16 protein-coding genes are annotated in these 19,044 nt (G+C 45.2%); 8 read left to right on the top strand and 8 right to left on the bottom strand.

The genetic code is table 11. The features are described from left to right. Positions 1 to 85: 85 nt before the first annotated feature. Genes ABJF92_RS08395 through ABJF92_RS08375 form a run of 5 tightly spaced genes read right to left on the bottom strand, consistent with a single transcriptional unit; the run spans position 86 to position 6,663 of the window. Positions 86 to 1,459: a sigma-54-dependent transcriptional regulator gene (locus tag ABJF92_RS08395; RefSeq protein ID WP_446815340.1), complete on the bottom strand. Its 1,374-nt coding sequence runs from the start codon at positions 1,457 to 1,459 to the stop codon at positions 86 to 88. A gap of 1 nt (position 1,460) precedes the next feature. After that, positions 1,461 to 3,533 carry a sensor histidine kinase gene (locus ABJF92_RS08390; protein ID WP_446815339.1) on the bottom strand — a complete coding sequence of 691 codons (2,073 nt, stop codon included), beginning with the start codon at positions 3,531 to 3,533 and terminating at the stop codon, positions 1,461 to 1,463. A 50-nt stretch (positions 3,534 to 3,583) separates the two neighbouring features. After that, a complete protein-coding gene (locus tag ABJF92_RS08385) occupies positions 3,584 to 4,534 on the bottom strand; it encodes an AEC family transporter (protein ID WP_446815338.1) in 951 nt (316 codons plus the stop codon). Between the two features lie 23 nt (positions 4,535 to 4,557). After that, entirely contained in the window at positions 4,558 to 5,235 is a 678-nt protein-coding gene (locus ABJF92_RS08380; protein WP_445975947.1) for a response regulator, read from the bottom strand. A gap of 18 nt (positions 5,236 to 5,253) precedes the next feature. Beyond that, positions 5,254 to 6,663, bottom strand: coding sequence for an ATP-binding protein (locus tag ABJF92_RS08375; RefSeq protein WP_446815337.1), 1,410 nt, complete (start codon positions 6,661 to 6,663; stop codon positions 5,254 to 5,256). 218 nt (positions 6,664 to 6,881) lie between these two features. Between ABJF92_RS08375 and ABJF92_RS08370 the strand changes: the two genes are divergently transcribed. The 3 genes from ABJF92_RS08370 (at position 6,882) to ABJF92_RS08360 (ending at position 8,950) form a co-directional block, all read left to right on the top strand. Next, positions 6,882 to 7,787 (top strand): acyltransferase, encoded by a 906-nt coding sequence (locus ABJF92_RS08370; protein WP_446815336.1) that lies wholly within the window; start codon positions 6,882 to 6,884, stop codon positions 7,785 to 7,787. A gap of 149 nt (positions 7,788 to 7,936) precedes the next feature. Beyond that, positions 7,937 to 8,653 (top strand): YebC/PmpR family DNA-binding transcriptional regulator, encoded by a 717-nt coding sequence (locus tag ABJF92_RS08365; protein WP_446815335.1) that lies wholly within the window; start codon positions 7,937 to 7,939, stop codon positions 8,651 to 8,653. Positions 8,654 to 8,764: 111 nt separating this feature from the next. Further along, entirely contained in the window at positions 8,765 to 8,950 is a 186-nt protein-coding gene (locus ABJF92_RS08360) for a DUF1289 domain-containing protein (RefSeq protein WP_446815334.1), read from the top strand. Positions 8,951 to 8,958: 8 nt separating this feature from the next. On the opposite strand, the gene ABJF92_RS08355 is transcribed toward ABJF92_RS08360, so the two are convergent. Further along, positions 8,959 to 10,179, bottom strand: a complete 1,221-nt coding sequence (locus ABJF92_RS08355) for a glycosyltransferase (protein ID WP_446815333.1) — start codon at positions 10,177 to 10,179, stop codon at positions 8,959 to 8,961. Between the two features lie 159 nt (positions 10,180 to 10,338). On the opposite strand from ABJF92_RS08355, the gene fabV reads away from it, so the two are divergent. After that, on the top strand, positions 10,339 to 11,541 hold the full coding sequence (fabV, locus tag ABJF92_RS08350) for an enoyl-ACP reductase FabV (protein ID WP_446815332.1): 1,203 nt from the start codon (positions 10,339 to 10,341) through the stop codon (positions 11,539 to 11,541). Positions 11,542 to 11,645: 104 nt separating this feature from the next. Continuing rightward, positions 11,646 to 12,203, top strand: a complete 558-nt coding sequence (locus tag ABJF92_RS08345; RefSeq protein ID WP_446815331.1) for a hypothetical protein — start codon at positions 11,646 to 11,648, stop codon at positions 12,201 to 12,203. A 56-nt stretch (positions 12,204 to 12,259) separates the two neighbouring features. Here the strand turns inward: ABJF92_RS08345 and ABJF92_RS08340 are convergent, their stop codons facing one another. Together ABJF92_RS08340 and ubiG are read right to left on the bottom strand one after the other, a co-directional pair. Beyond that, positions 12,260 to 13,003, bottom strand: coding sequence for a YciK family oxidoreductase (locus tag ABJF92_RS08340; RefSeq protein WP_446815330.1), 744 nt, complete (start codon positions 13,001 to 13,003; stop codon positions 12,260 to 12,262). Positions 13,004 to 13,024: 21 nt separating this feature from the next. After that, the gene (gene ubiG / locus ABJF92_RS08335) at positions 13,025 to 13,747 is read right to left on the bottom strand and encodes a bifunctional 2-polyprenyl-6-hydroxyphenol methylase/3-demethylubiquinol 3-O-methyltransferase UbiG (RefSeq protein ID WP_446815329.1); all 723 of its coding nucleotides are present in this window, start codon (positions 13,745 to 13,747) and stop codon (positions 13,025 to 13,027) included. Between the two features lie 323 nt (positions 13,748 to 14,070). On the opposite strand from ubiG, the gene gyrA reads away from it, so the two are divergent. The 3 genes from gyrA to pheA all read left to right on the top strand — a co-directional run bounded on the left by gyrA (position 14,071) and on the right by pheA (position 19,032). Next, the gene (gene gyrA, locus ABJF92_RS08330) at positions 14,071 to 16,737 is read left to right on the top strand and encodes a DNA gyrase subunit A (RefSeq protein ID WP_446815328.1); all 2,667 of its coding nucleotides are present in this window, start codon (positions 14,071 to 14,073) and stop codon (positions 16,735 to 16,737) included. A 91-nt stretch (positions 16,738 to 16,828) separates the two neighbouring features. Then, complete coding sequence (serC, locus tag ABJF92_RS08325; protein ID WP_446815327.1) at positions 16,829 to 17,908, top strand: 3-phosphoserine/phosphohydroxythreonine transaminase; 1,080 nt, start codon at positions 16,829 to 16,831, stop codon at positions 17,906 to 17,908. Between the two features lie 5 nt (positions 17,909 to 17,913). Further along, positions 17,914 to 19,032: a prephenate dehydratase gene (gene pheA, locus ABJF92_RS08320; RefSeq protein WP_446815326.1), complete on the top strand. Its 1,119-nt coding sequence runs from the start codon at positions 17,914 to 17,916 to the stop codon at positions 19,030 to 19,032. The last annotated feature ends 12 nt before the right edge of the window (positions 19,033 to 19,044 follow it).

Genomic DNA, 19,044 nt, shown 5'->3' with positions numbered 1-19,044 from the left:
AATGGTTATCATTAAAAAGTATTTATGGGATTGATGCAAGTGATTCTCATTAATTTCTTTGAAAATATTTTGTCAACCTTCCGGGTTACTCTAAATAGTCTGCACGATTCAGTCCGTATTTCTGCATTTTTTGGTTAAGTGTGCGTCTAGGGAGTTGTAAGTGCTCTAAAACAGCCTGAATGTTGCCTTTTTGTAGGCGAATACTGCTTTCAATAAGGCTACGTTCAAACTCCTGAACTTTAACGCTCAGTGGAAGAGGGCTTAGGGTGTCTACATCATCTTGTGCTTGGTAGCCTGCAAGGATTTTCGCCACGCTGGTGTTGGGCTCCAAAGCATAGCGTAGTGCCACATTTCGTAATTCTCGAACATTGCCAGGCCAGCCGTAGAGAGTTAGAGTCTCGTGGTCAATGGGGCTGAGGGGTTTAAAATTACCGTTGCGTTCTTCAGCCGCAAGACGGCCAAAATGCTCAAATAATAGGGGGATATCAGCCCCGCGATGACGCAAATCCGGTAAATGGATTTGTGAGACGTTTAAACGAAAAAATAAATCTTGGCGAAAGTCTTCTAGTGTCTGCAAGTCAGTTTTAGCGGCGGCTACGACCCTAAGATCGATCTCAATGGTACTGTTGCTGCCAATACGTTCTAGTTGATTTTCTTGCAAAACACGAAGTAGTTTGATTTGCATGGGCAATGGCATGCTTTCTATTTCGTCTAAAAAAAGCGTGCCACCACTGGCATGTTCCAATTTACCGACTCGTTGCTTACTTGCTCCTGTAAAAGCGCCTGCTTCGTGCCCGAATAGCTCACTTTCAAACAGGTCACTGGGAATGGCGGCGCAGTTGATGGCAACAAAAGGTTGCTTAGATCTTGGGCTACAGTCATGTAGGGCTTTGGCAACCAGTTCTTTACCACAGCCGGTTTTTCCATACACGATGACATGAGTGTCCATGCCTGCAAAGGTTTGAATTTGATGGCGAACGCGAATTATTTGGTCGTCTTGACCTATGATAGTTTGTTCCAAGCCATGCAGTTCTCCTAAATATTGAGATTGGTTGGCTTGTTGATATTGCATTTTTCTTAGATGAATGGCTTTCTCTACCGTTTGAGTTAAGCGGTTAGGGTTGAAAGGCTTTTCAAGGAAGTCAAAAGCACCATCCCGTAAGGCATTTACGGCAGTGTCCACATCACCATGTCCAGTGATTAGCAGAATGGGGAGGTCTTTTTCTAACTTTAAGCATTCGTGCATCAAGGTTAAGCCATCGATAGGGCTCATACGGATATCACTGACAATAATACAGGGCAAACCTGCTGAAAATTGCTCTAACAACGTCTGGCCATCTTGAAACTCTCGCACATCGTAACCTGACAAACGTAACCACTGGGCTGTTGTTGAGCGGACAATGTCATCGTCATCTAAAAGCCAAATTTCTATAAGGGTATCCGCTGTTTTTGTGGTCATGTTATGCCTTTAGCAAAGTGAGTTGAAATGTCAGTTGTGCGTTGTCACTAAGGGTTGCGCTGAGGGTGCCGTTCATATCTTTCGCAAGGTTGGCGCTAATGGCCAAGCCAAGCCCCAAGCCTTTTCCAATGGGCTTGGTGGTATAAAAGGGTTCAAATAAATGTGGTAATTTGTCTTTCTCAATGCCACCGCCATTATCTGAATAGGAAAGCTGTATAGATCCCGCATGAGTAGTGGTTTGCATGCTAATGCTAGGGGCGATGTTGCGTTCAGCACAAGCTTGTAAAGTATTGCTAATAAGGTTTGCCAGAATGCGTTCCAACCTAGTAGGTTCAGCCATAACAAAGATGTCATTGTCTAGTTGGTGGTGCCATTTGATGTCTTCTGTGGTGTCACCAAGGCTCTTAATCGCTTTATTTAAACAATCTAACAGTGAAGTTGGGCTTAATTGTTCTGGCCTTCTATAGGCCAGTACTTTTAGCTCACTGGTGAGATCTTGCATCCTGTTGACGAGTGATTCGAGGTCATTAAGCGTTTTAATCGCCTGTTCAGTCTGCTCTCTTTTCAATAAGAGTTCTGCGGTGAAGGCTAGGGTACGAATGCCCGTAAGAGGCTGGTTCAATTCGTGGGCGATAGCGGTAGACATTTGCCCAATAGCCGCCAGCTTCTCGGTGCGTAATAACTCCTTCTGGGCTTTTTCTAATGCTAAGGTTCTTTCTAATACTCTCTCTTCTAAACGACTATTAACTTCTTTCAGTCTAAGTTCTGCTAGTTTACGTTTACTGATGTTGATAAGAGTGACTAGGTAGCCTTGGGAAGCACTCCATTCCAGTGACGATATAGAGAGTAAAGCTGGAAAGGTTTCACCATTGTCTTTCTGCAATATGACTTCTTGTTCCAAAAAGTGGTTCTCGTCAATTTGCTGATGAGATAACTGCTCTATAAAGCTTAATGCGGCGCTGTTTTCTGCGCGAGTGGGTAACAGGTCATGAAGGGATTGCCCTTCAAGGTGGATTTGATTACCAAAGTAGCGCATGCCCATAGGGTTTACAAAGGAGATTTTACCCTGACAGGTAAGTTGTAATAAGCCGACATGGGTTTTTTCTATCAGGGCTCGCTGTAATTGTGCGCTTTTAGCAATGAGGGCTTCATTTTCCAGTTTAGAGGCAATTTTTAACGATCGCTCTCGGCGGTAAAGCCAGAATACAAAAATAAGAATACAGATGCCAAGGCTCGAAAAAGCAATGTTTTGGGCGGTTTTTTCAATGCTTTTAAGGCCTGAGAAATAATGGATCTGCCATTTTAGGTCATCCAATATAACGTTTTGTAGCAGGTAGTTTTCATCGTTGTAACGATAGGTTTTAGCCCGGGTAAAATTTAGGAACTCAACATCTTTTGCCTCTTCAAACCAGTGCAAGTTAAAGGCATTGTTTAAACGATTGGCAAGAAAGACTAGGTTATTCTTATCTGTCATGATGACAAGATCCCCAGAAAGGCTCCAGCGCTCAATAATTTCACTGACGTTAATGCGAACGGCCACCGCCCCACTGAGTCCCTTTTGGGTATAAACAGGCGCAAGCACAAGGTGCACAGCTTCACTTAAGGTTTGATTGTATCCCGAAACAAGGATAGGTTCTCCCTGCTGTTCTTGAAGAATGTTTGCTAAGTATTGATCATCAAAGTAGTCGCTAAGTTTGAAGTTTGGGCTTTGCTCACTGGACAGTAATAGCTTGCCTTGCTTGGACAAGATTAGCCAGTCACGGGTTTTGGAAACATGCGTTAAATCTTCTAGATGACGCTGTAGTAATTGGCGGGTGTGGTTTTGCTCGTAGGGCGCTTCCATAAAGGCCAATAAAGTCGCGTTATCCGCTAAGGCATAAGGAAGAATTCGATAGTTTTTGAGTTCATTTCGTAGCTCAATCACATAGTCCAATAAACGGTTTTGGCCGGTGGCGTGGCGCTCGATAATGAGGCTTTGGTAGGCAAGGGTGTTAACGCACCAATATAAGAGAGTGAGTATAAGTAAGCCAATGGGTATGGAAAGAAAGCGTTGTCTTCGAAGGAGCTTATTCAAGAGTTTGATCCGTTGCAAAAAAGGTCAGTACCCAGCCTGATAACTCGGTACTACATTAAATTTAAGCCACGTAACAAGGTAACGCCAATACTGGTGGTTAGCAAGGAAGCAATGGTGGTTAAAACTATAATGTTAGCGGCCAACGCAGAGTTACCATTGATAGCGCGAACCATCACGTAGCCTGCTGATGCAGAAGGTGCTGAGGCCATCAAGAAGAGTACCCCAAGTTCCATCCCCCGGTAGCCTAGTAAATAGCCTCCTAGCGTGAGGACAACGGGAATAAAAACCAGTTTGCCTGTGGCGGCCAAAGCCGCTATGAAAATATCGTTTTTCAACTCGCTAAAGCGTAAGGAGGCTCCGGCACATAATAACGCTAAAGGCAGTGTCATTTGACCGAAGTAATTACCGGTTTTAAGTAGTGTGCTTGGTAAAGTTAAGCCGCTGGCTGAAAAAGCTAATGCTGCGATAATGGCTATTATTAGCGGGTTTTTGGCAAGACCTTGAATCGTTTTTAGTAAGCTGTTGTTTGTTCCCATCGCTCGATTCAGAGAGATAACAGACAGTACATTGAACAGCATGGTAACCCCACCTAGATAGATAGAAGCGATGGAAAAAACTTCATCTCCATAGGCGTTAACACAGTAAGCAAGCCCAATGATGCCCATGTTTGAACGAAAGGCACCTTGTACAAAGACCCCTCGATCGGTTTTTACTTTCACCCAATGATTGGCAAATAATTCAAGTAATAAGTAGGTAGCCACTACCGCCAGCATGGCATAGATGACTAATGAAAAATTAGCGTTTCTATCCAGACTTGTTTTAGAAATACTAATAAAAAGTAGGGCAGGTAAGGTAACGTTGAAGACGACCTTAGAAGCGCATTCAATGAAACTATCATTGATGATACGTAATCTATACAACACAACCCCCAGCGCAATAATGATTACGATGGGGGCAGTGATAGAGAAGGAAAACGCGAGCACGTCAAAAAAGTTACTCAAACTGTGAGCCTACTAAAATAGTGTTAGTCGTTGTTTTCGAAGCGGTAACCTGCGCCGTACACAGAGTGAATAACATTCAGCTCAGGTGCTACCGCAGAAATCTTCTTACGCAGCTTTTTGATGTGACTGTCAATCGTACGGTCACTTACCACGCGACTGTCAGCATAAATGCTCTTCATAATTAAATCACGACCGAACACACGACCAGGCTCTTTGATTAGAAGTTGAAGCAACTGGAACTCTACTGTCGTTAAGTCGATCAGTTCGCCTTTGTAGGTAGCACGTAAACGATCTACGTCTAGGTCGAAACCATCGGTGCGTGGTGATTCAGTTTGGTCAAGTTGTACACGTCGTAAGTTGGCTTTGACACGAGCAACAATCTCACGTGGGCTAAAAGGTTTGCACACGTAATCATCAGCGCCCATTTCTAAACCGATTAAACGGTCGATCTCTTCGGCTTTTGCAGTCACCATAATGATGGGTACACCACTAAATTGACGAACCTGCTTACACACTTCGATGCCGTCTAAACCCGGTAGCATAAGGTCTAGTAGAATAAGGTCAACTTGGTTGTTCTTAACATAGTTTACAGCGAGATCGCCACGGTCTAGGTGGTGATTATCGTATCCCGCTTGTGTCAGATAGGCTGACATTAATTCGGCTAATTTTGGTTCGTCTTCAATAATGAGTACATTGCTCATAATAATTATACTTCCATCTTAATTAATAGGGAGTTCGATTCTTATGCCTAGACCATTATCAGGTGAGTGATAGGCACTAATTTTACCTTGATGGCCGGCGACAATTTTAGAACATATTGCCAGACCAAGGCCGCGACCACCAGTAGCACGGTTACGAGAATTCTCAATTCGGAAGAAAGTATCGAATATTTTCTCTTTATTTTCTTCGCTCACACCCGGCGCTGAATCTTCAAAAAGAATCACGGCAGTTTTCTGAGCTTTGCTCAGAGTTACCGTTAATTTACCTGGTGCGTCTGTGTATTTTAATGAGTTATTCATTAGGTTGACAAATAGCTGATGCAATCTATCTGTGTCACCATTAATAATGATAGGGTTCCGGTTACTTGCTTTCATAGAAAGCTCAAGTCCCGCTTCATTGAAAGGCAAAACCATGGATTGCACTGCACTTTCAATAAGTTCATTTAAGTTCGCAGGCTCCATACTGTAGTCAATATTACCTACATCATGCATAGAGAGTTGGTTTAAATCGTCAATTAGGCGAGCGAGATGTAAGGTTTCTTGTTGAAGGGAGCCTAAACTGTCTGGCGTAACAGGAATGATACCATCCTGCATTGCCTCAATTTCACCTCGTAATATTGCCACAGGGGTGCGTAGTTCATGGGCAGTATCGGCAATCCAACGTTTTCGAGCTTCTCGAGTACTTTCCAGCGCACTGGCCAGATGGTTAAAGTCACAACTAAGGTGCGACAATTCATCTGAGCCTTTTACTTCAATTCGGGTTTCAAATTGCCCTGCTGCCAGTTTCTTGGTGGCATCCCGCATCACACATATTGGACGACTTAACCATTGGGCCAGTGGCCATGTAAGCAGAGCGGCAATGGTCAGCATAAAGGCTGAAATCAATAAGAAAGCTTCACCCTGTTGGCGAACAAAGCGTAAGGTTTGATCTTGAATTAACTCTTTTATTGAACGTAAGCCAACATAGCCAACGGTTTTTTTATTGACGATGACCGCTTCAGTTTCAGCATCTTGAAACTCTGTGGTGCCGATAATAGGAGCCTTGTCATGATCAAACAAAAGAAAGCGTTTACGGTAATATTGGGATGGATAAATCATATCCAAATTCGGCGTGCGCGGTGGTGGCGCTAGACTGTTGTAATTTTCAAGTTTGGCTTGAATCCAATCTTTTTCCATATCGTGCTCGCGAATAAGGAATGCCCAACTGTCGTAGTAGTGGTATAAATTCGCAGATCGATTTGACATCTGAGAGAGGAAATCTCGGTCACGTTCCGTCGCATAAGACACAAAGCCACGATCGAAGCTCCACTGAAATACCTGCCACATAGAACCGATCAGTAGAATGTTGCTTAATACAAACACCAGAAAGAGTTTATGGCGTATTTTAAACCCTTTGGCAATCGACATCATGTGAGTGTGTTTCCTATGGTCTTTGATCCGCGATTTGAACGGGAATAATTGAGTAAATGGCCAAGCTAATTAGATGTTTGACTTCTAGCTTATTTTATCAAGTCACTATAACGCTTTTTAGTGAAATATGGCTACGCCTTTCCGGTGTAAATAATGAGGATTTCCAATCCTTTAAGGCCTTTAGTACTATGATCAAAAATATAATCAGTAGGCTGAGTATGTCAGGTGTTTTTTTTCTTCGAGGGTTAGTGTCCGGCTTTATATTGGTATTCAACACCTTGTTTTGGTTTGTGCCCATAATGTTATTGGCGGTGATCAAAGTTGCGCTTCCTTTTAATTTTATTCGTGTCCCAATAAATAAAACCCTAGACGGCTTTGCGACTGTTTGGATAACCGTTAATGGTTTTTCTCAGCGTCTCCTTGGGTGTAGTCATCTCTTGGTCAGTGGTGGCGGTAAGTTAAACTTGAAAGGCTTTTATATGGTCACGGCGAATCACCAATCGTGGGTGGATATTTTAATCTTGCAGCGAGTATTTAACCGTCAAATTCCATTTATCAAGTTTTTCCTAAAGCAAGCGTTAATCTGGGTGCCTTTTATTGGTCTTGCTTGGTGGGCGTTAGATTTCCCTTTTATGAAACGCTATAGCCAAGCGCAGCTAAAGGCGCGGCCAGAATTAAAAGGTAAAGACATAGAGGTGACTCGCAAGGCGTGTGAAAAATACCAGTATGCTCCTGTCGCTATTATGAATTTTTTAGAGGGAACACGTTTCACTCGACTTAAACATGAGCAACAGGGTGATGGTTTTCAAGCCCTCTTGAAGCCCAAGGCTGGAGGCTTGTCCTTTGCTCTCACCGCCATGGGAGGCAAGCTAGAGCAGTTAGTGGATGTGACGATTGTTTACCCCGGTGGTATTCCAACTATGTGGGACTATCTTTGTGGTCGAGTGTCTCAGGTAAAGGTTCATATTCGATTGCTGCCAATTTCATCTGATTTGCTGGGCGACTACCAGCAAGATGCTGAATATCGAGCTAAATTTCAGGCCTGGGTAAATGATCTGTGGAAGGAAAAAGATCACAGGATCCAGTTATTGACAGAGGGTATGGGCAAAGTTGACCATAACTAGGCTTGCTTTGGGAACTTTTGGTTCAAAGGGGTTGTTTTGTTGCTGATGCTTAACGCTTTTATAGCCTTTATATGGGTCAAGCAGTTCCTTCTTTTGGGGTGACACGTTAGAATTGTTGCTTTCAAAAATGAATAGAATAGGAAAACGTAATGGGCAGAGCCTTTCAAAACCGCAAAGAGTCCATGGCAAAAACCTCTGATCAAAAAGCCAAGGTGTACAGTAAATACGGTCGTGAGATCTATGTGTGTGCTAAATCGGGTGGTATAGACCCTAATGGCAACCTTGCTTTGCGTGGCATGATTGAGCGCGCGAAAAAAGATCAAGTGCCAACTCATGTTATCGAAAAAGCCATAGATAAGGCGAAAGGTGGTGGCGGAGAAGATTTTGATACGGCTCGCTATGAAGGTTTTGGCCCAGGCAGCACCATGGTGATTGTGGACTGTTTGTCCGACAACCCAAACCGTACTTTTGGTGATGTGCGTACCTGTTTTAACAAGGTGAAATGTAAAATCGGTACCCAAGGCAGTGTGAGTCATATGTTTGATCACAGTGCTATTTTGGTATTCTCTGGGGACGATGAGGAGGCTGTGCTTGAAGCCTTGATGATGGCAGATGTCGATGTGGCCGACATTGAGCTTGATGACGGCAAAGTAACTGTTTTTGCGCCTAACACAGAATATAACAAGGCAAAAACCGCCTTGCTAGATGCCTTCGGTGAAATGGAGTTTGATGTGGATGAGATTCAGTTTGTGCCACAAAATACGCTAGAAATTAGTGGCGAAGATGCTGAGCAATTTGAGCGTTTCCTAGATTTATTGAACGATTTAGAAGATGTTCAGCGCGTTTACCACAACGCTGAATTCTAAGTGGTTTAGTATTGTCATCACGCCTCGATGGAAATTCTCTGTCGGGGCGTTTTGTTTTTAAGGCTGACGACGCGTGGTCGTTGGTGCTTGCTTTCCATCTAGGTATTTGTCATGAAGCAGACTATAAAGTCCCCCTGTGTGAACTTATGCTCATTAAATGATGAGGATATCTGTATTGGCTGTTTTCGTACCGGCCGGGAGATTACCCGCTGGGGCCGCCTAACCCAGCGAGAGAAGCGTGATGTGTTAATAAAAGTGCGCAAGCGAGAGTCTCAAAGCCCGTTTGTGAGCAAATAATGCCCCCGTTACTTGTTCTTCAACTCTATCCATTGAGACATATACTGGCTGCTTTTCAGGCTGTGGTGTCTTAGCATACTTCCCCAAAAATGGCGTTTGCGTAAGGCATCCTTCAATTTAAATTGATTTTCCAGTCGACGGATGAAGATAGGCTGCCAGTGACTGGCTAAATAGCGCTGGGAGAGAATTTGTGTGCCATTGTATTGCATCAGCTCCCAGCTGGTTCTGTCTTCGTAAAGGGAAACCGCTGCGTCACAAAACTCTTGTGCATCGTCTGTAGTTACGCCGTTCCAAGGTAGTGGTCCATGCATGGATTCCGCTCCCACCTTAGTTGTAATGCTGGGAGTGCCCATTTGCATAGCTTCCACAAGTTTACCTTTAATGCCGGCGCCAAAGCGTAAGGGTGCAAGACAAATTCTTGCTTCCTGCATGACGGTGAGGGCATTTTTAGCCCAGCCTTTAATCAGAAAGCCTTGATTTGGATTATGCAATTGAGTGGCTTTCGGAGGAGGGTAGGCGCCGTAAATGTGAAGCTCTGCTTGCGGGAGTTGTTGGCGAATCATTGGCCAAAGGGTGTTTTTCAGATATAGCACCGCATCCCAGTTAGGGGCGTGACGAAAGTTACCAATGCTAATAAAATGCTGGCGGTCTTCAAAGCTGGGTAATGCCTCCAAGTCTTGCGGAGTTGGTAGCATGAAGGGTAAATGCAGTAGGTGGCTTTCAGGGACGTGAAACTTATCGATTAGTAATTGCGTTTCAACCTCGGATATCATCAAGGTTAGGTCGCAGCGATGAATGGCGGCGACTTCTCGAATGGCCAATTCTGAGTGTAAGTCGTCCTCTTGAAATTCGCGATTCTGCTTCAGTGCGCTATGCCTTGCATTCCTTAATGAGTGTAAATCCTCGGTATTGAGTACTCGTAGGGCTTCTGAGCAGTGTTTTTCTACTCGCCAAGCAAATTGCTCCTCCATCATGAAGCGATCAAATATCACTATGTCGGGTTTGAGTTGCTGAATGAACTCATCAAAACTGGTGCAGTTTAACTGGATGGAAGTGCTGTGAATGCCCAATGAGGAAAGGTCGCTCATATGTTCGGTAGTTTGTGCTGGGCTGGCAAAGGTGACTTTCCAGTCTTGTTGTCTAAAGCATTGCAGTAGCTGCATCATGCGGCTGCCCGCTGCGGAAGAGTTAGGCTCTGGCCAGACGTAACCAATAACAAGTAAATTCACAGGATTCTCTTTAACTGAGGATTTTAATGGCGCAATGTTACGAGAATTGGGACATATTCATCAAGCTATTGTATCATGCCCGATAGATTTGTGTTGCCCGCCCGTCTGGATAGGCGTGAGGGTAGGACGTAAGCAAAACATGACGTTGAGAAAAAGATTATGATCATAAAACCTAAGATTCGCGGATTTATTTGTACAACCACTCACCCAGTTGGCTGTGAGCAAAACGTAAGGGATCAAATCGCCTTTACTAAAAGCCAAGGTGTTGTTCAAAACGGCCCTAAGAAAGTGCTTGTGATTGGTGCGTCGAGTGGTTATGGCTTATCTTCGCGTATTGCTGCGGCCTTTGGTTCGGGCGCGGCAACAATCGGCGTGTTTTTTGAAAAGCCAGGTACTGAGAGAAAAACCGGTACCGCAGGTTGGTACAACTCTGCAGCGTTTGATAAAGCGGCAAAAGAAGAAGGTTTGTACGCCAAAAGTATTAATGGCGATGCTTTCTCTAATGAAGCTCGTGATACAGTGATCAATCTGATCAAAGAAGATCTAGGTCAAATCGATATGGTGGTTTACTCTTTGGCATCACCTGTTCGTAAGTTGCCAGACACGGGCGAAGTGATTCGCTCTGTGTTGAAACCTATTGGTCAGCCTTATCGCTCGACCGCCATTGATACTAACAAAGATGTGATCATTGAGGCGGAGATTGAGCCTGCAACAGAAGAAGAAGTTGCGGCGACGACGACTGTAATGGGTGGTCAGGATTGGGAATTGTGGATGTCTGCTTTAAGTGAGGCGGGCGTGTTGGCAGAAGGTGTTCGTACTGTTGCCTATTCTTACATCGGTTCTGATATAACTTGGCCAATCTATTGGCATGGTGCGCTAGGTAAAGCCAAAGAAGATTTGGATCGTGCCGCCAGTGCCATTGATACTCAGTTGGCGCCACTTAATGGTGGAGCGAATGTGGCGGTTCTTAAGTCGGTTGTTACCCAAGCCTCTTCAGCTATCCCTGTTATGCCTTTGTACTTGGCGATGGTGTTCAAAATCATGCGTGAGAAGAATTTGCATGAAGGTTGTATGGATCAAATTTACCGCATGTTCTCTGAGCGTTTATACAATGATTGCAACATTGCAGAATTGACCGACGATAACAACCGTTTACGTCTTGATGATTGGGAATTACGCGAAGATGTTCAGCAAGCTTGCCGTGATTTGTGGCCAACAATCAATGACGAGAACTTGTTTGCCGAAACAGATTACCAACTTTACAAAGATGAATTCCTGAAGTTGTTCGGCTTTGGTGTGGATGGTGTAGATTACGAAGCAGAGGCTGACCCAGTCGCTGAGTTTGAAGTGATAGCTCTATAATTCAGGAAAATTTAGAATAAAAAGGGGCTGCATAATTTTTGTGTAGGCTCCTTTTTTATTGTCGTCATATCTCTTATAGTGGAGGTATGTTTTCTGAGGTGGCTATGAAAAAGTATCTTTTAGGCTTAGTTTTGTTTTCCACAGGTGTTATCGCTCAAACGGTCGAAATTCAAGCTGTGGATATCATTTATGGGGATCAGATTATTCGTGGTCGTCATCAGGTGGTGCTAAGTTCCCCAGAAGAAGTTACCGTGATTCCGGTTGAGCAAACTGCCGGCCCAATTGTTGCTCCTAATGTTGTTGTCTCTGCTTCCGGTCAGCAGCTTTCGTATTTGGAAGAGTCGCGATTGGCAGAAAATGAGCAGGCGATTTATGATGAGGTGAATCGTCGAACAGAAGAAAACCCCTTCACGGTACTGTTTACAGGCAGGATTCCAGACGAAATCCAAGAAAAACGTGTGCGCATGATGTCTGATGTGGGGGTATTTGCTGATCATCTAAACGAAGATAAAGCTAAGGTGGAAGAGTCTGTCCAGACAAGTGCTGTAGACCCGGGTGATTTTTCGGAAATAGCGCCTGCTACTGAGGTGCAGCAGCCAGAGACAGGGCAAGTTGATCAGCTATCAGAAGAAGAGCGTCTTGAGCGTTTAATTGGCGGTTAACTATCTTATGAGAAAGTGAGAGGGCACTGGATAGTAAAGCTATCCAGTGCCTTTTTTTATTGCTGTGCGTCGATGGATTGGCCGTTGGTGTTTTGGCTGTCTTGTCCCATTAGGAAAAGATACAGAGGCATAATGTCCTCGGCTGTGGCAAGTGTTAATGGATTTTCATCGGGGTAAGCATTGGCCCGCATGGCGGTACGAGTTGCCCCCGGGTTAATAGCATTGATGCGTGTTTGGCTGCTTTCAGGTGCTTCTGAGGCAAACAGTTGCATCATGGCTTCAGTGGCAAACTTGGAGACGGCATACGCTCCCCAATTGGGTTTGGCGGTGCGCCCAACCCCAGAAGAGGTGAAAATGATGCGCCCTTGCTCTGCTTTGTTAATCAGTGGCAATAAGGCTTGGGTGAGTAGAAATTGGCTGTGCACATTTACCCGCATGACCTGTTCAAATAGGTTAGGGTCATAATCCGCGATCGGGGTGCGTTGGCCAAGCAAGCTGGCGTTGTGTAGCAAGCCATCTAGGCGACCAAACTCGGCTTCAATGGTGTTGGTAATCTCCAGAAAGTCGTGCTCAGTGGCGCTTTCTAGATTGAGTGGGATGATGGCCGCTTGCGGGTAGCCTAGTTGATCAATTTGATCGTAGACGCTTTCAAGTTTTTGCGTGGTGCGGCCAAGCAGAATAATGGTGGCGCCGTGTTGGGCATAGCTAAGGGCGGCAGCCTTGCCTATGCCGTCCCCAGCGCCAGTGATGAGAATGACCTTGTCTTTTAGGAGTGTTTCAGGTGCTGTGTAGTCAAACATAATCTCTCCTGATGTGTCGGTTTATTCGGTCTCGGGGCGTTGTGTATGCATCATATAGTTAACAGAGACGTCTTTGTCGTTTAGTTTGTAGATTTTCGTTAAAGGGTTATAGGTAAGGCCTGTCATATGGGTGACTTCTAGCCCAGCATTGCGAGCGTAATTGTTAAGCTCGGCAGGTTGGATAAATTTTGCGTAATCGTGGGTGCCTTTAGGTAGCATATTTAGAATGTATTCTGCCCCAATAATGGCAAATAAATAGGCTTTTGGATTACGGTTAATGGTAGAGAAAAAAACGTGGCCGCCAGGTTTTACGAGCTTCATGCAGGCGTTGATGACAGAGGCTGGATCGGGGACATGTTCCAGCATTTCTAGGCAGGTCACCACATCGTATTGAGCGACTTCGCGGTCGGCGATTTGTTCCGCGGTAATGCGCTCATAGTCGACTTCTAAGTTGGACTCTTTTAGATGAAGACGTGCGACTTCTAACGGGGCTTCACCCATGTCGATGCCTTTTACCTGGGCGCCGAACTGCGCTAATGACTCCGATAGAATGCCACCACCGCAACCAATGTCGATTACCTTTTTTCCTTCTAATGAAGCACGCTCGTTAATGTAGTTGGCGCGTAAAGGGTTTATCTCATGCAAGGGTTTGAATTCACTGTTTTTGTCCCACCAGCGGCTTGCTAGCGCCTCAAATTTAGCAACTTCATCTAGATCTACATTCTTGTTCGCGGCGTCTGTCATGTTGATTTTTCCATTGGATTGTTAGTGGGCCTACTGTGTTCGATGTGCTGAATCGCGCCCGTGAATTGTTTGCTGCATTGGTGCAATGGTGAGTTATTGCACCTCATTATAGCGCTATCCAAGAGGGTGACCAACAGTAAACTTGTTTGTCTTAGGTGTTTACGAGATGAGCTACGGATTTGTATCACTTAGATGGGTGAGAATTGGCTACAAAAGCACTTAGTGTTAGAGGTTTATTTATTTCATTATGGTACAATGTAGCGCTTATAAAAAAGATATTAGGATGTCTCTCAGACTCCGACGCATAAGGATCGGTTGTATCTATGGGTGAATTAGCCAAAGAAATTATTCCCGTCAGTATCGAAAATGAACTAAAAGGCTCTTATCTAGATTACGCGATGAGTGTAATCGTAGGTCGAGCATTACCAGACGTTCGAGACGGTTTAAAACCTGTGCATCGTCGCGTTTTGTTTGCGATGAATGAACTTAAAAACGATTGGAATAAGCCATACAAAAAGTCGGCACGTATCGTTGGTGACGTAATCGGTAAATACCACCCTCATGGTGACTCTGCTGTTTACGATACAATTGTCCGTATGGCTCAGCCTTTTTCCATGCGCTACACCTTGGTGGATGGTCAAGGTAACTTCGGCTCGGTAGATGGCGATAGTGCCGCGGCGATGCGTTATACCGAAATCCGTATGGAAAAGATCTCCCACCATTTGTTGATGGATCTTGAGAAAGAAACCGTTGATTTTGTGCCTAACTATGACGGCACAGAGTTTATGCCGGAAGTTCTTCCTGCACGTGTTCCTGGCTTGCTAGTAAATGGCTCGGCAGGTATCGCAGTAGGTATGGCAACTAACATCCCGCCTCATAATTTAGGTGAGGTAATTGATGGTTGTCTTGCGGTTATCGATAACGCAGATATTTCCATTGAAGACTTGATCGAACACATACCAGGACCTGACTTCCCGACAGGGGCCTTCATTAATGGCCGTGCTGGTATCATCGAAGCCTACAAAACTGGTCGTGGTCGTATCTACATGCGTGCTCGACACCACTTTGAAGATATGGAAAAAGGCAATCGTCAAGCGATTGTGTTTACCGAGATTCCATATCAGCTAAACAAAGCCAAAGTGATCGAAAAAATCGCAGAATTGGTCAAAGATAAGAAGCTAGAAGGCATCAGTGAATTACGCGATGAGTCTGATAAAGACGGCATGCGTATCGTTATTGAACTGCGTCGCGGTGAAAACCCAGAAGTTGTCGTAAATAACATCTTCTCTCAAACCCAGCTTCAATCTGTGTTTGGTATGAATATGGTGGCTTTGGTGGATGGTCGTCCACAGCTGCTAAATTTAAAACAAATCCTAGAATGTTTTGTTAAGCACCGTCGTGAAGTGGTGACGCGCCGTACTATTTTTGAATTGCGTAAAGCCCGCGAACGTGGCCATATTCTAGAAGGTTTAGCGGTTTCTCTAGTCAACATAGATCGTGTTATCGAGCTGATTCGCACTTCGCCAACGTCTGCTGAAGCCAAAGAAAAATTGGTGACAGAATCTTGGCAGCCAGGTGATGTAATGGCCATGTTAGAGCGTGCAGGGGCGGATGCTTGTCGTCCTGATGATCTAGATGCTGCCTTTGGCTTTGTGGATGGGGCGTATCATTTATCTCCAGAACAAGCTCAAGCAATCTTGGATCTTCGATTGCATCGCTTAACCGGCTTGGAGCATGAAAAGCTGCTAGGTGAATACAAAGCCTTGATCGAGTTGATTGCTGAGCTGTTAGAAATCTTATCGAATCCTGAGCGTCTAATGGCTGTTATTCGTGATGAACTAGAAGAAGTACGTGATAGTTTTGGTGATGAGCGTCGCACAGAAATTCTGACGTCGCGTCAAGACCTGACCATCGCGGATCTAATCGATGAAGCGCCAATGGTAGTCACCATTTCCAATACAGGTTACGCCAAGTCTCAGCCACTAGAAGAGTACCAAGCTCAGCGACGTGGTGGGCGTGGTAAGTCTTCGGTAAGTATGAAAGATGAAGACCATATTGAGCACTTACTGGTAACAAGTAGCCATGACACCATCATGCTATTTAGTAATTTTGGTAAAGTTTACTGGTTGCGTGTTTTCGAAATTCCGGTAGCAAGTCGCAATGCTAAAGGTCGCCCAATTGTTAATTTATTGCCGTTGAGTGAGGGTGAGTCGATTTCTGCCTTGTTGCCTTTGGTGGCACCAGAAAAAGAAACAGATAGCGAAGATGCTGATGTTGAGCAAGAGGAATCTGGCGAAGAAGCATCAAGCTACATCTTTATGGCGACAGCAAATGGTACGGTGAAGAAAACCGCCATGTCACACTTTGCTCGCCCGCGTTCAACAGGTTTGATTGCGTTAAGCTTAGATGAAACAGATGAATTGGTTGGCGTGTCCATGACCAATGGCGATAACGACATTATGTTGGTCTCTTCATCGGGTAAAACAATTCGTTTCAAAGAATCTGACGTACGCGCCATGGGTCGTACTGCTGCGGGTGTTCGTGGTATTCGCCTTGCGGACGACGCAAAAGTGGTTTCTCTGATTGTGCCTCAAGAAGGTGCCGCGGTACTGATGGCATGTGAGAACGGCTACGGTAAGCGTACCCTAACGGATGACTTCCCAGTTTACGGACGTGGTGGTCAGGGGGTTATTGGTATTCAGGTTTCTGAGCGTAATGGCCCTGTGGTTGGTGCAACCCAAGTCGATGAAAGCGATGAGATTATCTTGATCACGGATCAGGGCACGCTAGTGCGTACACGTGTTACAGAGGTCTCTTGTCAAGGTCGTAACACACAAGGCGTGACCTTGATTCGTTTGACCAATGATGAACACCTAGTCGGAGTAGAGCGCGTTGTAGAAGACGACGAGACCGATGAGGTTGAAGGTGAAGAAGGCGCAGTAGAAACCAATGATTCTGCTGCACCAGATGCGCCAAGTGATGATGCCTAACAGTGTCAAATGAAAGCGGCGCACCCTAGGTGCGTCGTTTTTCGTTGTAGTATTTTGATATGGGTCTTAAATAGTAGAGGAATTAAGCGGCATGAGCCGAGTATATAATTTTTGTTCTGGTCCAGCGGCGCTTCCTGAAGCGGTATTGAAAAAAGCCCAAGCCGAGTTATTAGACTGGCATGGTACAGGCACTTCCGTGATGGAAATGAGCCATCGCAGTGCTGAATTCATGTCTATCCTAGCGTCCTGTAAGGCGCGTTTAAGTCGTTTGTTGGATATCCCTGAAAACTACGAAGTCTTGTTTGTACAGGGCGGTGCATCGACATTATTTGCCCAGATTCCTGCTAACCTTGCCAATGGCTTTGAATCTGCCAGCTACCTTGATACCGGTACATGGTCAGCGAAAGCCATTAAAGAAGCACGAAAATACCTAAAAGTAGACGTGGTCGGCTCTTCTAAAGAGGGTGGTTACCTAACAGTACCTGACATGCCAGCAGACACACTGAACACTGAAGCGGCTTACTTGCACATTACTCCTAATGAAACCATTGGTGGGGTGGAGTTTGACCACTTGCCTGATACAGATTTGCCAATAGTTGCCGATTTATCATCGACTATTTTGTCTCGCAAAATTGACGTCAGTAAGTATGGTTTGATTTACGCTGGCGCGCAGAAAAATGTCGGCCCTGCGGGTGTGGTTATTGTCATTGTTCGCAAAGACTTGTTAACGCGAAGCGCTGATGATTTGCCGAGCACTTGGAATTTTGCCAACTTGGCGAAGAATGATTCCATGATTAACACACCGCCTACCTTTGCTATTTATTTAGCAGACTTGGTATTTGAGTGGCTAGAAGCTCAGGGTGGCGTTGCGGCCATCGAAAAAGTGAATGAGCACAAAGCACAATTACTGTACGACTTTATCGATCAAAGTGCTTTCTACTCCAACCCAATTGATGTGGCCTATCGTTCACGTATGAATGTGCCCTTCATCTTGGCGGATGAGTCTTTAGAGACTGCATTCTTGGCTGAATCTGAGGCGGCTGGCCTGCGTACACTGGCTGGACATCGTTCAGTAGGTGGCATGCGCGCCAGTATTTACAATGCTATGCCATTAGAAGGTGTGCAGGCGTTGATCGCATTTATGAAAGCCTTTGAAGAAAAACACGGATAACGAGTATGTCAGATTCTACAAATAAAGTGCCGCAGACTTTGCCTTTATTGCGAGACCGTATTGACGCGATTGACTCGCAAATTCAGTCCTTGATTAATGAGCGCGCCCGCTGTGCTGAAAAAGTAGCGGAAGTGAAGATGGCGGATCAAGGGGATACTGCGGTGTTTTATCGTCCAGAGCGTGAGGCGCAAGTCTTGCGTCGTGTGATGGAACGAAACGAAGGGCCTTTGGGTAATGAAGAAATGGCGAAAATCTTTCGTCAAATTATGTCTTCTTGCCTAGCGCTTGAAAAGCCTATGCGCATTGCTTTCTTAGGGCCTGAAGGTACTTTTACTCAGCAGGCGGCCTTAAAACACTTTGGTAAGTCTATTGTCAGTGCACCGATGGCAGCGATTGATGAAGTCTTCCGCGAAGTGGAATCTGGTGCGGCTAACTATGGTGTGGTACCTGTAGAAAACTCTACCGAAGGAGTGGTAAACCACACTCTCGATAGCTTCCGTGACTCGAAACTAAAAATTTGTGGTGAGGTGGAAGTTCGCATTCACCACCACTTACTTGTGAGCCCAAATGTACGCTCAGAAGACGTCACCCATATCTACTCTCACCAGCAGTCGTTGGCCCAGTGCCGAGCTTGGTTAGACCGCTACTGGCCCCATGCAGAGCGCATTGCAGTGAGCTCTAATGCTGAAGCCGCTAGATTGGCGGCAGAGGCAGGTCTTGCTGGGCGAGCTGTTGCTGCGATAGCGGGTGAAGTGGCAAGCGAGTTGTATGGTTTAATCGCTGTTTCAGCCAATATAGAAGATCGTCCTGATAACACCACTCGTTTCTTGATTGTTGGTAATCAGGATGTGCCTGCTAGCGGTAAAGATAAGACCTCCTTGCTAATCAGTGCTAAAAACGAACCGGGTGCCCTTTACAATTTGTTGGAAGCATTCCAGCGTCAAGGAGTGGACATGACCCGTTTGGAAACTCGTCCATCTTTAATGAGTCGTTGGGGGTATATCTTCTATATCGATTTCCTAGGGCATCATCAAGATCCATTGAGCCGTGCTGTGATTGAAGATTTGCAGGGCAAAGCTTCAGAAGTCAAAGTGCTGGGTTCCTATCCTGTTGCTGTGTTGTAACAAGCTGACTGG

Origin of the sequence: Marinomonas sp., assembly GCF_039940335.1 — a bacterium.
GTDB lineage: Bacteria > Pseudomonadota > Gammaproteobacteria > Pseudomonadales > Marinomonadaceae > Marinomonas.
The sequence above is the reverse complement of the archived record's forward strand: the minus strand, read 5'-3'. Positions and strand labels throughout refer to the sequence as shown.